Here is a 14,253-nt window from a genome sequence, read left to right as displayed (position 1 = left end):
CTTACGTATCCAGCCTTTATTCAGCGGGTGCAATGCACCCGCCAACAGCCTAATTAGCCGTTTACGAAATCAACACCTAGCTTGATGTCGCCACGTAGGCCTTCAAGCATGTCGTTTTTCGCTTTTTCTTCAAATGCGCTTAGCTCACCGTATGGCAAGATTTCTTCAACACCGTTTGCGCCAAGGCGAACTGGGTGTGCGAAGAATGCAGCGTCGTCGCTGTCGTCAGTTTGTACGTAAGTGTACTCAACCACGTTCTCGCCTTGCATTGCTGCAACTAAAGATAGACAGAAACGTGCAGCTGCTTGACCCATAGAAAGAGTTGCAGAGCCGCCGCCAGCTTTCGCTTCAACAACTTCAGTACCCGCGTTTTGGATACGAGTAGTCAGGCTTGCGACTTCTTCGTCAGTAAACTCAACACCTTCAACTTGTGAAAGAAGAGGAAGAATAGTCGTACCAGAGTGACCACCGATTACCGGTACGTGCACAGAAGATACATCTACACCCTTAAGTTCGGCAACAAAGGTTTCAGCGCGGATTACGTCAAGCGTTGTCACACCGAAAAGTTTGTTTTTATTGTAAACGCCTTTTGCTTTTAGCGTTTCTGCAGCGATAGCAACAGTAGTATTAACTGGGTTGGTGATGATTCCAACACACGCATCAGGGCAATTGTCAGCAACACCTTCGATTAGGTTTTTAACAATACCTGCGTTGATGTTGAATAGATCTGAACGATCCATACCTGGCTTACGCGGTACACCAGCAGGAATAAGAACAACGTCACATCCTGTTAATGCATCAGCAAGGTCATCTTTACCGTGACCGGTTACTTTTACCGCAGTGGGGATGTGGCTCAAATCAACAGCAACACCTGGAACAACTGGCGCTACATCATAAAGCGCTAATTCTGAACCTGCTGGCAATTGTGTTTTCAACAACAAAGACAGCGCTTGACCAATACCACCTGCAGCACCTAACACGGCTACTTTCATACCATTTCTCCTATGGGATTACTCACGTATTTAAACGGAACGTCACACTAATGCAACGCGTGGGAAAACTCAATCACCGGATAGTCTTATTGACGTTATTTATGATGATTTTTACACGATATTCATTATAATGAATGTTTATGCAAGCAAAATGCGTAAAGTCTTCTAAAAGACAGCATTTACACTGCTTACTATTATACCCTAACAATAGAAAAAGAGCGCTAATGGCAAACGTAAAACAAGAACAACTCATTAAAGCTTTTAAAGAAATACTCAAAGCAGAAAGCTATGGTTCACAAGGCGAAATTGTTGAAGCGCTAAAAACGCAAGGTTTTGACAACATTAGCCAGTCTAAAATATCACGAATGCTAAGTAAGTTCGGCGCAGTGCGCACGCGAAACGCGCGGGGCGACATGGTGTATTGTTTGCCACCAGAGCTAGGCATGCCCACCGCGAAGAGCCCTCTTAAGCAGTTGGTTCTCGACATTGTTCACAATAATGTGATGGTAATCATAAGAACAAGCCCCGGTGCTGCTCAGCTGATTGCTCGTTTACTCGATTCACTGAGTAAGAAAGACGGCGTATTAGGTACAATAGCAGGCGATGACACAATATTTATTGCCCCTGCTGATGTATCAAATATCGAAGAACTACGACAGCGTGTTGAAGACCTGTTCGAAAACGTTTAATCAACGCTATTTAGGACTTGTCATACAAATAAAAAAAGCCGCATTGAATGCGGCTTTTTTGTCATTAAACACCAGGTTTACGCTAGCAATTTAATAAGTGCATCAGCGGCAGGTTTTGACGATGGTGGGTTTTGTCCCGTCACTAATAACCCATCGCTACATACTTTTACCGCGAAGTCGTCGGCGCTTTCATAATTTCCGCCCTTTTTTACCAATTCATCTTCGACAAGATATGGCACAACTTTCGTAAGTTCCATTGCTGCTTCTTCGCTGTTAGAAAACCCCGTTACCGACTTTCCTTTCACCAGATGTTCGCCATTTGGTAGCTTTACGTCTTTAAGCACAATGGGCGCGTGACATACCGCACCAACAGGTTTGTTGGCCGCAATCATTGCCTCAATCAGTGCAATAGAATGCGCATTGTCTGACAAGTCCCACAGCGGGCCATGGCCTCCGGGATAGAACACTGCGTCAAATTCTTCTTCGCGGACGTCTTCAAGCGGAATAGTCGATGAGACAGCACTGCGTGCAACTTCGTCCTTACTGTAACGCTTCGCGTCTTCGGTCATCGCGTCATCAGTGAGGCTGTTGGGGTCAATAGGTACTTGGCCGCCCATCGTCGATGCTAGTGTTATTGTATAACCTGCATCTTTGAACGCGTAATACGGTGCAGCAAACTCTTCTAGCCACATACCTGTTTTGTTTCCCGTGTTGCCCATAATCTCGTGTGATGTCATTACCATTAACATACGCTTAGACATTTTATCCTCCTTGGATTTATTGCTAGTAGTGTTAATGGGTTCGTGTGAAACAGGGAATAAGATCAGAAAGTCATGAAGTTAAATAAAAACGGGGACGTAATTTAATAAAGGTCAAAAAAAATGCCACCTCCCTTTCGGGAAGTGGCATTTATTATATTACGCTATGTTTCGTGTAGCTAACTACGCTTAGAAGCGGTAGTTAATACCTACACGGATTTCCCATAATGAAGGACCGCGTACTAAGCTCTGCTCAGGTCGAGAGAAGTCACTGTAAACGAACTGACCTGCGTCATTTACGCTTGCAGTAATAACTTCATCACCACCGAATGAGCCTTGACGGAAGTCACCCCATTGGTCGTTGATTAAGTTAGTTAAGTTCTCGATTACAAAGAACGCGCTAGCGCTATGACCTTCGTAGAAGCCTGGTAGCTCTTGAGAGATACGTACGTCAGCTTTAAACCACCAATCAGCACTTTCGCTGTTACGCGCAAGGATTTCGCCACGCTCAAAACCGTTTGCATCTACCCAACGGTTAAATGCAGTTTCAGTTGACTCGTCAGCGAAAACAACGTTTGGATCGTTTACTTCAGGAATGTAAACAAGTTGACGACCGTCGATACCATCCCATGGGAACGGGTCAGCTAAGTCACGGTCTGTGCTGAATACATACGAGTAAGGCTTACCTTCGTTAGCTGTTGCAAACAAGTTGAAACGTGTTTGGTAGCCGTCAAAGAACTCAGCAGTGTAACCTAGTGAGAAGTTAAAACGGTTGCCAACAGCATAGTCAGATGTAGCAGGTGTTGGGTTGTTAGGATCGCTAGTCGCGAAGTTCGCGTAGTTAGAGAACGCTACCGCACTTGTCATTGGGTTAGCATCTTCTGCATCAACATAAGCATAAGATAGCGCAGCATCAAAGCCATTATCCCAATCTTTACTCACACCAACAGAGAATACAACCGAGCTACCATCACCTTGAGTAACATTACCTAGGATGAAGTCAGACGTTTCGCGACGTGGGTTAAGAATGTCATAAGCCGTACGGCCGTCAAACAATGTTGCACCGTTATCTACAATGTTCGCATCACGAACGATTGCAGAATCTTGGCGATCTGTATAGATCACGTCAGCGTTAATAACATACTCACCTGGGGCAATATAAGTTGCACCGAACGCATACTTCCACTCTGACGGAATTTCAAAGTCAGGTGCCGTTGCGTTAGTGTTTCCATCGCCATCAGTTAGGCTTGTACCCGCAACTTCGTCAAACAATGCTTGAGGTACGTTGTAGATAGGGTTGCCTTCGCCAGTAAGTGCTAGGTCGAACAATGACGTAGTACCTGCTGTGAAGCCTGGAATGTTGAATTCGCGCACACCGATGTTTGTTACACCGTCGTTAGAGTATGCGTTTGAAATCCAAACGTTCGGGTTACCGCCTGAGTATAGACCCAAGCCACCACGAAGTTCTAAGTCTTCGTTGATAGTGTATGTGAAACCGAAACGCGGCTGAAGAAGGTCAATACCGTCTACGTTAGCAGTGTTAGCAAAACCATAACGATCAGTAAAGTTTTGGTTTAGCGTTGGTCTGTCGTCAGAACCGTAAGTGTCATAACGTAAGCCCGCCATGATCTTAAGGTCGTCAGTTAAGTAGAATTCGTCCTGAACGTAGAATGTAGTTACGTCAAATGCAAATGAAGCACCTGCGTCAGCTGGGTTATTAGTACCGGCTGAGTTGTTGTAGTAAATACGGTTTACTAGGCCTTGCTCGAAATCAGAAATGCTGTTGAAGCGGTATTCGCCCACAGTGTGCTGCATGAACAAGTTAAATACGTCAGTTTCTTCATATTCAACACCAGCTGTAATTTCGTGGTCACCCAAGAAATAAGTACCAGCAAGTTTAAAGTTGAACACTTCGTAGTTTAGGTCGTTTGATTGGCGTGAATCATCTGGACCAATGTATACCGTGCCGCCGCTATCAGTACGAATTTGTGCTTCAGCAAAACCAGAATCAGCGTCAAGAGATTGCTGACGGTTATCTAGGTCAGTGTGACCGATGCGAAGTTCAGTTGTGAAATCGTCAGACCAGTTTGAGTATAATGAACCAACAACTGTTGTTAGCTCAGCGCCACGCTCGTAGAAGTGGTTGCTAAGAGAAAGACGCGAAGAACCGCCGTCAGACTGGCTTACGCTGAAACCATCGTTCCAGTTATAAACAAGTGATGCACGGTGATCAGCGTTGATGTTCCAATCCAATTTAACAAGAAGCTTTTCATCTTCAACTGGTGCAGAACCTGGCGTACCACCAACGTCATAACCGTATACGCGTTGTGCTACTTCAGAAATCTGGTCGATTTCGCCTTGCGTTACACGGTTGCCTAGTGCGTTGTAATCATAAAGCTGAACACCTTCTAACTTCTCGTATGCCGCGAAAAGGAAAAGTGAATCTTTAATTAGTGGAAGACCAACATTGAAGCCATAACGCTTTTCAGTGTAGTCACCGTTATCACGCTCTTGGCTAACAGTCTCGTCGCCACGGTATGAATCGCTCGTGTAATCGAAGAATACGCCACCGTGAATTTCGTTAGTACCAGACTTGGTTACCGCGTTGATGTTACACGCAGTAAAGCCACCGTATTCAACGTCAAATGGTGCAAGTTCTACTGCAACCTGTTGAATAGCGTCATAAGAGAAAGGCATACGCTCTGTAGGGAAGCCGTTGCTATTTAGACCGAAGTTGTCATTCATACGAATACCATCTAGGGTCAAGCTGTTGTTACGTGGGCTTGCGCCACCACAGCTGATTGAGTCGTTGAAGCTTTCATCAACGAATACTCGAGGGTCAACACGCACGATGTCACCGATGCTACGGTTGATAGCTGGTGTATTTTCTAGTGCTTCAAGGTTGAAAACAGTTTGAGGGCCAGTTGCACCGAATGCTGTTGAAGACAACGAGCTTCCGCTAACCGAAATAACTTCGATATCGCTTGCATCTTCAAGAGTAAGGTTAACGCCGTATGCTTCACCAAGGTTGATAAATACGTCATTTACTGTTGTATCTTGGAACTGGTCTGAATCTACAACGATGCGGTATGGACCACCAACGCGAAGACCACGTAAGTTGAACGTACCGTTTGCTCCAACAACAACTTCACGTGCCGTACCTGTCGGTTCGTGAATTACAGTAACTGAAGTGCCCGCAGCAGGTGTGCCAGTAGGTGTAAGAATACGACCTTCCATTGCAGATGACGTTTCTTGCGCCATTGCTGTGGTAGACAGACCTATTGACAGCGCGACAGCAGCAGCGATGCGGCTGAACTTTGCTGATGTGTTCATGTGTGTGTTTCCCTTATTGTTTAGAATTCTTTCGGCGTGGAAGAAATATGTTTCTAACACAACCTCTGATACTTCATTTCATGACTGCACGAATTGTCAATGAGCTTTATGTCATTTTTATTACAGTATGAGAAATTTCATTGTAGCTAATGTTTACGTAGTAGCCAATTTTGAATAAAAAACTTGACCAACTGGTCAAGTTAATTTACTTGTTATTATTGTCGGCTACCGGTACTTATTAGACCAGCCTATTCTTGACACACGTGCAACTAATAAACAGCGTTTAATAAAAATCAAACTGATTTATAAAAAATACAAAATAAACAGCCACTTAGCACTTTAAAATAAACTTACCTATTGCAATAAATAACATTAACTGATGAAATCACCCCACAAATCATTAATTCATTTGGTCGTTTTTTTGACGAGATTCAGAATTATCGCCACCGGAAGGTGGCTATTATTCACTCTAGCGGCGCTAGCAAGCGGCGTGGCGAGCTATTTTTTTCACGCCGTTGAATTTGAGAGTTTACCGCCCAAGACTGGACAGCATTTAACCTGTGCAACGGCATTATCGGGAAACACCGACGTGTTCTCTGTTTATGTAACAGACGCCACAATGGCGCAGATGGCGATTGACAGACTCTGCGATAATAAAATCATTAAGCGCCAGTATGGCGAGGTAAAGGTGATTATCGGCCAGAGCGATTATGATACGTTTCGATATATCAACCATGGTGTCGCCGATCTTGCTATGGTGAAAAGTAACGTCGTAAGCGCATTTGGCGCCGACCAAATCTATGGCCTGACAAGTATTGCGTCGCACCCAAATTACAGCGCGTACTTTATTGCCCTACGGGAAAAGCCTAAATTAGAAAAAGAATATCTGCTCGGCAAGCGAATCGGGTTGCTTGACTACCCGAGTAGTCGTTCAGGCCACATTATTCCTAAAACTATACTTCAAGACTTAGGGTTAACCGACGCAACAGTAGACATTACTTATTACAGTACGCATAAAGAACTGCGAAGCAAATTGCTAGCCGGAGACGTTGATATAATATCTTCATATTGGGCTGAAGAAGACGGTGAAAACTTCTCCGAAAACTATATTGCCCCACTTATGGACAGTGTTAGTGGTATGCAGTGGTATTTGAAGATGCAAACGAGGAATACAGACCTATATTGTGCGATGCAAAGCATCGTTCACGAAATAGCAATGTCCCATCCACGGCCTTATTATAAAACGATTATTCTAGAATCGGGGTGTGCTGATGACCTTTCCTAGCATTCATATGAAGTCAAAGCTCGCCATATTCTTAAACGGGTTACTGCTTTTCTTATCGTTCCAATTTCTTGCGTTTGTTGGGCAGTTTTTAGGGGCACAAGCCACTATTCACAGTGCCATCGACAAGGTAGAGCGTCGGATTAGCTTAGATAGCGCATTTTTAGACGTGGGCAATGAAACATTAAGTACCCCTGTTAACCAATACGCTGTGGTTCGTTACTTGTTCGAAATAAATGATGAATTGCGCCAACTGGGGCTTCCTGTTCGTGTTTCCAACATTCAAGGCGTCAAGGCAAAACCTGATACACTTGATGGACTAACACACACATACTCGATTGCGCTTCAAAATGCAGAGCAAACTATTTCGCTAAATTTCGTTACGCGTTCACCCTTTTTCACGCTAGGGTTCAGTGCACTAGCATTAATAGCGTCATTACTTGTGCTACCCGTATTTGCCGTACATTCACGTAAGCCAACGCGTTCTCATACCGTATTAGAAGAAATACTGCCACCAAAGCCAAAACTGATTATCAATCTTGAGGATAAAACCTTAAGTAACGGTGTAAACGACACAGTCGTAGTATTGCAAAACAAACCGTTGTGTTTTTATTCCGCTTTGGTCAAGTTTTGTATTGAAAACCCAGGCGAGCCATTACAACCGCACAAAGATGTGCCGCATGAGCTGGTTAATCTCGCAAATAAAAGTTTTTCAAGGCTAATTGAGTTAGGTCACACCAAACGTAAACGCCCAGATTTCAATGCTAATCTTGACAAAACGTTGAGTGAAATACGTGCGTCTCTTGACGAGGTGTTTTCTGAATTTATTACCGAGAAAGAATGTTATTACCCGCCTCGCGCACAGGGTGAGGGTTCTCGTTCCAAACAACATTCTTACGCGCTTACTCATATAACTTATGACGACATAGAAATTATCGGCAACTAATCCGTAAGCTACTGCATAGAAATGCGCTTTTCATCGCTATCTGCATACATTTCGAGCAGTGTGAAAATGCACCGCTTTAAAATTTGACCATTTGGCGGGTTTTTCACAATGTGCGATATTGCTCGCAATGCATTGAAAATACGCCAAAGTTCTAGCAAAGAACGATCCAAAAAGCACTTTGAGATTAATATATCATTGATTCATTGAGGCTAAACGCGTATCTTTGCACCAATAAAATCAGCTTTATACTATTATGCAATCGCCTTTAATTATTGCCATATCTGGAGCGTCAGGCTCTGGAAAGTCATTGTTTACCGAAAATCTGTTCAATGGTTTCTCTGCACAAGGTCGCCCTGTACAAGTGCTTCGTGAAGACCATTACTATCGTGCCCAAGACCATCTACCCATGGAAGCGCGTGAAAAGAACAATTACGACCATCCCAATGCATTTGAACACGAATTGCTAAAGGCCCATTTGCGCGCCTTACGGGAAGGCCAACCTATTGACTACCCCCACTACTGTTTTAAAACGCACACGCGTTTACCAGAGACAGAACGGTTAAACCCTGCACCTGTCATTATTCTTGAAGGCATCATGCTTTTGGCCCGTCCAGAGCTGTTACCGTTATATGATGTAAAAATCTTTGTCGATACGCCACTTGATATCTGCCTGATGCGCAGAATGATGCGTGATATTAAAGAACGCGGTCGTTCAATTGAGTCGGTTGCAAAACAATACGAAGAAACGGTTAAGCCCATGTACCACCAGTTTATTGAGCCAAGCCGCTTTACTGCCGACGTAGTAGTAACGCAGGGTGGAAAAAATCAAATTGCACTAGATGTGATCAAATCACACATTCAGCAAGCGCTTCTTTAAGGGAATAACATTATGGTAGGTTTACTGGGCGTTGCGCTCCTAATAGGTATTGCATTAGCGATGTCGTCGGCGAGGCGCAACATCAACTGGCGCACAGTTGGTGGCGCTTTCGCCATTCAAGCCTCTGTGGGTGCGTTTGTCCTATATTCCGAACCCGGCAAGGAGTTCCTCCTAAAAGCAACAGAATTTGTTGGCAATATCATTGGTTACAGCCAAGACGGAATAAGCTTTTTATTCGGTCCCCTCAGCAACAATTCTCTTGGCTTTATTTTTGCGGTTAACGTACTTCCCGTTATCGTTTTCTTCTCCGCACTCATTGCGGTGCTTTATCACCTTAAGGTGATGGGCATTGTTATAAAAATTATTGGTGGTCTTCTGCAAAAGCTATTAGGCACCAGTCAACCTGAGTCAATGTCTTCAGCGGCCAATATCTTTGTCGGTCAAACCGAGGCGCCTCTGGTCGTTCGCCCCTTTATTCCACACATGACTCGTTCTGAGCTGTTTGCCATTATGGTGGGTGGTTTAGCATCAATCGCGGGCTCTGTTATGGCCGGCTACGCAGGTATGGGCGTAGAACTTAAATACTTACTGGCCGCGAGCTTTATGGCGGCTCCTGGCGGATTATTGATGGCGAAGATTATTTTGCCTGAAACGACTAAACCAAATGAAGATTTACACGACGTAGATGCAGACAGCGCAGGCTACGCCAACGTATTTGATGCTGCTGCTAGTGGTGCAGCATCGGGCATGCAGCTTGCGTTAAACGTAGGTGCAATGCTACTCGCTTTCATAGCACTTATTGCCATGTTCAACGGCCTCATTGGCTGGACAGCGGGGCTATTTGGCTATGAAAACGTGACTTTTGAAGGGATCCTGGGGTTTGTTCTTCAGCCACTAGCATGGGCAATCGGCGTACCATGGGAAGAAGCACAACTTGCTGGTAGCTTTATTGGACAAAAGATGGTGGTTAACGAGTTTGTCGCTTACCTCAGCTTTTTAGAAAACCAAGATCAGCTGTCTCAAGCCTCTCAGGCCATTATCACCTTTGCATTATGTGGTTTTGCAAACTTCTCTTCTATCGCTATTTTGATGGGCGGAATTGGTGCTATGGCACCAACACGCAGAAAAGAAATTGCGCGACTGGGATTAAAGGCGGTTATTGCTGCAACCTTATCTAATTTAATGAGTGCTGCACTGGCTGGCATTTTCCTTTCTCTCGGTTAAAGTTTTTTAGACAGACTATTTGGTCAAGTTTTTACTAGACTAAACAGTCAGGTTTATGTAAATTACGCACATTCTTCGCAGGCGTTGATCTGAATCAACGCCTGCGTCTTTTTTCTGTAGCCCGTCTACCTTTATAATGCCGCAATCAAAATATACGGGATAACGTTATGCAATTAGTTGCTGTTGATTACCAAGCTGAAAACGCACAAGAAGAATTTGTTAAATCACTTCGGGAAACTGGATTTGGTGTTCTCAAGAACCACCCTATTCAGCAGTCTTTGGTCCAAGGCATTTATGACAATTGGCAGGGTTTCTTCGATAGTGAACAGAAGAACGATTACCTTTATAACAAAGGTAAGCAAGACGGATTTTTCCCTCAGAGTGTTTCTGAGGTAGCGAAAGGTTTTACGAAAAAAGACATAAAAGAGTATTTTCATTATTATCCGTGGGGACAATGCCCTGAAGCATTACTCCCACAGATTTCCCAGTATTATGGCGAAGCCAATGCGCTAGCGACAGAGCTACTGGGATGGATTGAGAAGTATTCTCCGGTAGAAGTGAGTAGCAAGTATAGTCAGCCGTTGGGTGACATGATCAAAGACTCTGATCAAACGCTACTTCGTATTCTCCATTATCCGCCATTAGATGGTAATGAAGAGGTTGATGCCATTCGTGCCGCTGCGCATGAAGATATAAACCTAATTACGATTCTACCTGCGGCAAATGAACCGGGGCTACAAGTTAAAGCAAAAGATGGTAGCTGGCTCGATGTGCCATGTGATTTCGGCAACTTAATCGTAAACATTGGCGATATGCTTCAAGAAGCATCGGGGCAGTACTTTCCATCGACAAGCCATAGGGTTGTGAATCCAGACGGCGCCGATATGACAAAATCACGTATATCGCTACCGCTATTCTTACACCCTCGACCAGATGTTGTTCTATCGGAACGTCATACTGCAGGGTCATATCTGCAAGAACGCCTTCGTGAGCTGGGCGTTATATAAATTAAGTTCCTTTTTGTAGTGTTATTTTGCCACGGCTTGTCCGTGGCTTTTTTTTAGCTCTTCCCAATCACTCTGATAGCCCGGCTAACGTAGTCAGTTTAGACTGGTATCGTTCTTTCTCTTGTTCATCTGTCGCCAAACGTTTAGCTAATGTTAGATAGTCCTGCGCGTTGGACACATCCCCAACCTCTAAATACGCTTTAGCCAGACCAAACGCAAACTCATGACGCGCGCTATCAAGTTTTCGAGCCTTATGATAGAAGCGAATTGCATCATCGAACTTTCCTTTGTCAAACGCTTGCTCCCCCAAAATAAAATGATAAAAAGGGTTTGAGCTTCTGCGTAGCTCAACCATATCGAAAATTTCTTTTGACGCCTCTTTCCTTCCTTGATAATTATAAAGAATGGCTAAATTCTCCCATGCTGTGAGGTTGTTATCATCATTGGCGATGGCATATTGATAAGCCACTTCAGACATCTCATAGGCGTCAACCATACGATATAGCACACCTAGGTTAACCCAACTTTCCTGCACTTCAGGAGCTAACTGTGCCGCGGCTTTAAAATAACGGTAGGCTCGACTATAGCTGTTTGCAATAAGCGCTTCAGCCCCCTTATTGTTATAGAACATCGCTATGATGTTTTTTTTGCTCACCACATTGCGAGGGAAATGACTTCTGATCATTTGAGGGTCAAAATCGACATCAACGTTTCTCGGGCCGATAAACGTGACGAACGGATCATCTTTTACTGATACTCTTAAATTGACGTGGCCGTTTAAAAAACTAAACCCAGCTCTGCGGGTCCAATATTCTGGGATCTCAACCGAGTAGAACGTCGCATCGTAACCTGCATATTCCGCTAATGCGTACGTCATAATAGAAAGCGACAGACAGTTCGCTGTGCGATTGTCGAACGTGGTACTTGCTATTGAGTTCGCACCGCTTCGATAGAGCATGCCCATTTGCGAATGATCGAAGATAGCGGAAACCAACGTGTTGATGTTTCTTTCGCGGTTTTCAAGAGGCCTAAAAATGCCGTCGACGAACGCTTTTGCATCGTCGTTAAGGGCAAAAATAGTGTCCTCATTTTCTAAAGGAAATGCCTGATAGTTAGGAAAGAGGGAATCATTAAATATAGCCCGTTCAGTCGCTTCATAGCGAGGTGGTGTCGCTTGGCAACCCAATAGACAACACATGAAAACTACACCAATCGCCGATTTATACATGAACTACCCCTACTACACCACCACTAATATTATAGCGCAAGAAGGGACAATTCACATTTTATTAACAATAAGTTAGGTGGCGACATATTAATTTTCCAGATCACAAAATGCCATTACTAAAACTTAATCATCGAAACCCAAAGGTCCCGCGTAATCATTTGCGAATCAACATCCATTATTATCAATGCAAAAAAGGAAAAGATTATGCGTAAAATTATTTCGGTCGCGCTGGTGTGTTTGTTTAGCTTCACGGCCACAGCTGGACATCACAAAATGCACGAGCACGCAGATATTGTTGACACCGCCGCAAGTAAAGAAATGTTCTCAACGTTAGTCGCTGCCGTGAAAGCAGCGGATTTAGTTGACACCCTCAAAGGAGATGGGCCTTTTACAGTGTTTGCACCAACAAATAAAGCGTTCGCCGCCTTGCCTGAAGGCACCGTAGAAATGCTTCTTATGCCAGAGAATAAGGCGATACTTACCAAAGTTCTTACCTACCATGTTGTGGCGGGTAACGTTAGTGCAAAAGACGTGATGGCGCTTTCTTCTGCGACAACGGTTGAAGGCAGCACAGTGGCGATTAACGCTGGCATGGGTAAAGTCATGATAAATAACGCCAATGTTATCAAAGCTGATGTTGAAACCAGTAACGGTGTCATCCACGTTATCGACACGGTATTGCTACCTGCTGACGTTGCAAAAGCACTGTAAACAACGTGTAGTTTAGATATAGTATTCAAAGCGCCGAAGAAGGATATTTCTTACGTACCGGCGCTTTTCTACCCCTCTTATTTTTTGTGTTGGCTATTGCTTTTGGGACTTGTTATATTCACAGAAGTCGAGTTTAGACTTAAATCCAATGGCGCTTATTTGTAGTCCCGACTATTCTTAACAAGGCAGTCTTTTTAGTTTTAGGCTTAATGTGATACCTACTAGTATAAACGGTAAAAAGCTCGCCGATTGCAGTATACTCATCGTTGATGATCAAGAGAGCAGTCGGCTTGTAATAAAAACTTTATTGCAAGACATTGCTCGTTGCGATGTGGCAAGCTCTGGGCAAGAGGCCATTGCGTATTGTAAACAATATACTCCCGATTTAATCATCATGGATGTCATGATGCCTGATTTAGACGGTCATGAAACCAGCACGCTCTTGCACGAGTCAGAACGAAATTGCCCGCCCATTATGTTCGTCACGTCTTCAAACAACGATGAAGAACAAAGCAAATGCTGGGACTCAGGTTGTGTTGATTTCGTAACCAAGCCCATCAGCGCGTGTACTCTGACGAACAGAGTGCGCTCACAGCTCATCAACAAACTAAAAAGCGAAACGTTAGAATCGCTAATTTACATCGACAAATTAACCAGTGCCTACAATCGACACTACTTAGATGATTACCTTCCTAAGCTTTTTAAAGATGCAAGCCGTAATCACTTACCGTTCTCAATCATTATGGTGGATATAGATAATTTTAAACCATTCAATGATACCTATGGTCATCTTGAAGGCGATGAGTGCTTAAAGGCCGTTTGCCACAGCATGAGAGAAGGCTTATTGCGGCCTTTCGATAAGCTTATTCGTATGGGAGGGGAAGAATTTCTTGTGGTACTTCCTAATACGGATGAGAAAGGCGCAGCAATTGTTGCAGAGCGCATACTCGACGATGTGTTCAACTTAAACATCAAACATCAACACTCTCAATATCAACGTGTGACGGTAAGTGCAGGCATCTGTACTAAACCCATAGCTGAAAAAGTTGAAATAGATCAAATGCTTTTAGAGGCAGATAAGTATCTATACGAAGCCAAAAATGCCGGCAGGCATTGTTTTTTTCCAAACTCTAACAAACACCACAATATGCATTCAAAAATAAAGGCGCTTAGTCGCTAGATTTAATATTCCATTGTGACGTGAAT

The 14,253-nt window shown here is 43.9% G+C and carries 12 protein-coding genes; 8 read left to right on the top strand and 4 right to left on the bottom strand.

The window, feature by feature from the left end; genetic code table 11:
* Positions 1-53 precede the first annotated feature (53 nt).
* Positions 54-992, bottom strand: a complete 939-nt coding sequence (gene mdh / locus AC27EZ_RS15835; RefSeq protein WP_487136251.1) for a malate dehydrogenase — start codon at positions 990-992, stop codon at positions 54-56.
* Positions 993-1,216: 224 nt separating this feature from the next.
* Between mdh and argR the strand changes: the two genes are divergently transcribed.
* Positions 1,217-1,681 carry a transcriptional regulator ArgR gene (gene argR, locus AC27EZ_RS15830; RefSeq protein ID WP_421132504.1) on the top strand — a complete coding sequence of 155 codons (465 nt, stop codon included), beginning with the start codon at positions 1,217-1,219 and terminating at the stop codon, positions 1,679-1,681.
* Between the two features lie 77 nt (positions 1,682-1,758).
* Here argR and AC27EZ_RS15825 read toward each other — a convergent pair whose 3' ends face one another.
* Both AC27EZ_RS15825 and AC27EZ_RS15820 read right to left on the bottom strand, forming a co-directional pair.
* A complete protein-coding gene (locus AC27EZ_RS15825) occupies positions 1,759-2,442 on the bottom strand; it encodes a type 1 glutamine amidotransferase domain-containing protein (protein WP_487136250.1) in 684 nt (227 codons plus the stop codon).
* Positions 2,443-2,628: 186 nt separating this feature from the next.
* Entirely contained in the window at positions 2,629-5,772 is a 3,144-nt protein-coding gene (locus AC27EZ_RS15820) for a TonB-dependent receptor (protein ID WP_487136249.1), read from the bottom strand.
* A 421-nt stretch (positions 5,773-6,193) separates the two neighbouring features.
* Between AC27EZ_RS15820 and AC27EZ_RS15815 the strand changes: the two genes are divergently transcribed.
* The 5 genes from AC27EZ_RS15815 to AC27EZ_RS15795 all read left to right on the top strand — a co-directional run bounded on the left by AC27EZ_RS15815 (position 6,194) and on the right by AC27EZ_RS15795 (position 11,108).
* Positions 6,194-7,057, top strand: coding sequence for a type 2 periplasmic-binding domain-containing protein (locus AC27EZ_RS15815; protein ID WP_487136248.1), 864 nt, complete (start codon positions 6,194-6,196; stop codon positions 7,055-7,057).
* Entirely contained in the window at positions 7,044-8,000 is a 957-nt protein-coding gene (locus AC27EZ_RS15810) for a hypothetical protein (RefSeq protein ID WP_487136247.1), read from the top strand. The genes AC27EZ_RS15815 and AC27EZ_RS15810 overlap by 14 nt, the downstream gene beginning before the upstream one ends.
* A gap of 253 nt (positions 8,001-8,253) precedes the next feature.
* Positions 8,254-8,877: a uridine kinase gene (gene udk / locus AC27EZ_RS15805; RefSeq protein ID WP_487136246.1), complete on the top strand. Its 624-nt coding sequence runs from the start codon at positions 8,254-8,256 to the stop codon at positions 8,875-8,877.
* Between the two features lie 12 nt (positions 8,878-8,889).
* Positions 8,890-10,101, top strand: a complete 1,212-nt coding sequence (locus tag AC27EZ_RS15800; RefSeq protein WP_487136245.1) for a NupC/NupG family nucleoside CNT transporter — start codon at positions 8,890-8,892, stop codon at positions 10,099-10,101.
* A 167-nt stretch (positions 10,102-10,268) separates the two neighbouring features.
* Positions 10,269-11,108 carry a 2OG-Fe(II) oxygenase family protein gene (locus AC27EZ_RS15795; protein WP_487136244.1) on the top strand — a complete coding sequence of 280 codons (840 nt, stop codon included), beginning with the start codon at positions 10,269-10,271 and terminating at the stop codon, positions 11,106-11,108.
* A gap of 67 nt (positions 11,109-11,175) precedes the next feature.
* On the opposite strand, the gene AC27EZ_RS15790 is transcribed toward AC27EZ_RS15795, so the two are convergent.
* Positions 11,176-12,336 (bottom strand): tetratricopeptide repeat protein, encoded by a 1,161-nt coding sequence (locus AC27EZ_RS15790; protein ID WP_487136243.1) that lies wholly within the window; start codon positions 12,334-12,336, stop codon positions 11,176-11,178.
* Between the two features lie 204 nt (positions 12,337-12,540).
* Here AC27EZ_RS15790 and AC27EZ_RS15785 point away from each other — a divergent pair, with 204 nt between their 5' ends.
* Together AC27EZ_RS15785 and AC27EZ_RS15780 are read left to right on the top strand one after the other, a co-directional pair.
* Positions 12,541-13,047, top strand: coding sequence for a fasciclin domain-containing protein (locus AC27EZ_RS15785; RefSeq protein ID WP_487136242.1), 507 nt, complete (start codon positions 12,541-12,543; stop codon positions 13,045-13,047).
* A gap of 211 nt (positions 13,048-13,258) precedes the next feature.
* Positions 13,259-14,227 carry a GGDEF domain-containing response regulator gene (locus tag AC27EZ_RS15780; RefSeq protein WP_487136241.1) on the top strand — a complete coding sequence of 323 codons (969 nt, stop codon included), beginning with the start codon at positions 13,259-13,261 and terminating at the stop codon, positions 14,225-14,227.
* Positions 14,228-14,253: the final 26 nt, after the last annotated feature.

It is taken from the genome of Alteromonas sp. 4NH20-0056 (assembly GCF_057539655.1).
This window is presented reverse-complemented; position numbering and strand designations above follow the sequence as displayed.

What these genes read in the sequence shown, in the direction of transcription:
- mdh (WP_487136251.1), bottom strand. Translation starts at nt 992, where the DNA reads ATGAAAGTAGCCGTGTTAGGTGCTGCAGGTGGTATTGGTCAAGCGCTG.
- argR (WP_421132504.1), top strand. Translation starts at nt 1,217, where the DNA reads ATGGCAAACGTAAAACAAGAACAACTCATTAAAGCTTTTAAAGAAATA.
- AC27EZ_RS15825 (WP_487136250.1), bottom strand. Translation starts at nt 2,442, where the DNA reads ATGTCTAAGCGTATGTTAATGGTAATGACATCACACGAGATTATGGGC.
- AC27EZ_RS15820 (WP_487136249.1), bottom strand. Translation starts at nt 5,772, where the DNA reads ATGAACACATCAGCAAAGTTCAGCCGCATCGCTGCTGCTGTCGCGCTG.
- AC27EZ_RS15810 (WP_487136247.1), top strand. Translation starts at nt 7,044, where the DNA reads ATGACCTTTCCTAGCATTCATATGAAGTCAAAGCTCGCCATATTCTTA.
- udk (WP_487136246.1), top strand. Translation starts at nt 8,254, where the DNA reads ATGCAATCGCCTTTAATTATTGCCATATCTGGAGCGTCAGGCTCTGGA.
- AC27EZ_RS15800 (WP_487136245.1), top strand. Translation starts at nt 8,890, where the DNA reads ATGGTAGGTTTACTGGGCGTTGCGCTCCTAATAGGTATTGCATTAGCG.
- AC27EZ_RS15795 (WP_487136244.1), top strand. Translation starts at nt 10,269, where the DNA reads ATGCAATTAGTTGCTGTTGATTACCAAGCTGAAAACGCACAAGAAGAA.
- AC27EZ_RS15790 (WP_487136243.1), bottom strand. Translation starts at nt 12,336, where the DNA reads ATGTATAAATCGGCGATTGGTGTAGTTTTCATGTGTTGTCTATTGGGT.
- AC27EZ_RS15785 (WP_487136242.1), top strand. Translation starts at nt 12,541, where the DNA reads ATGCGTAAAATTATTTCGGTCGCGCTGGTGTGTTTGTTTAGCTTCACG.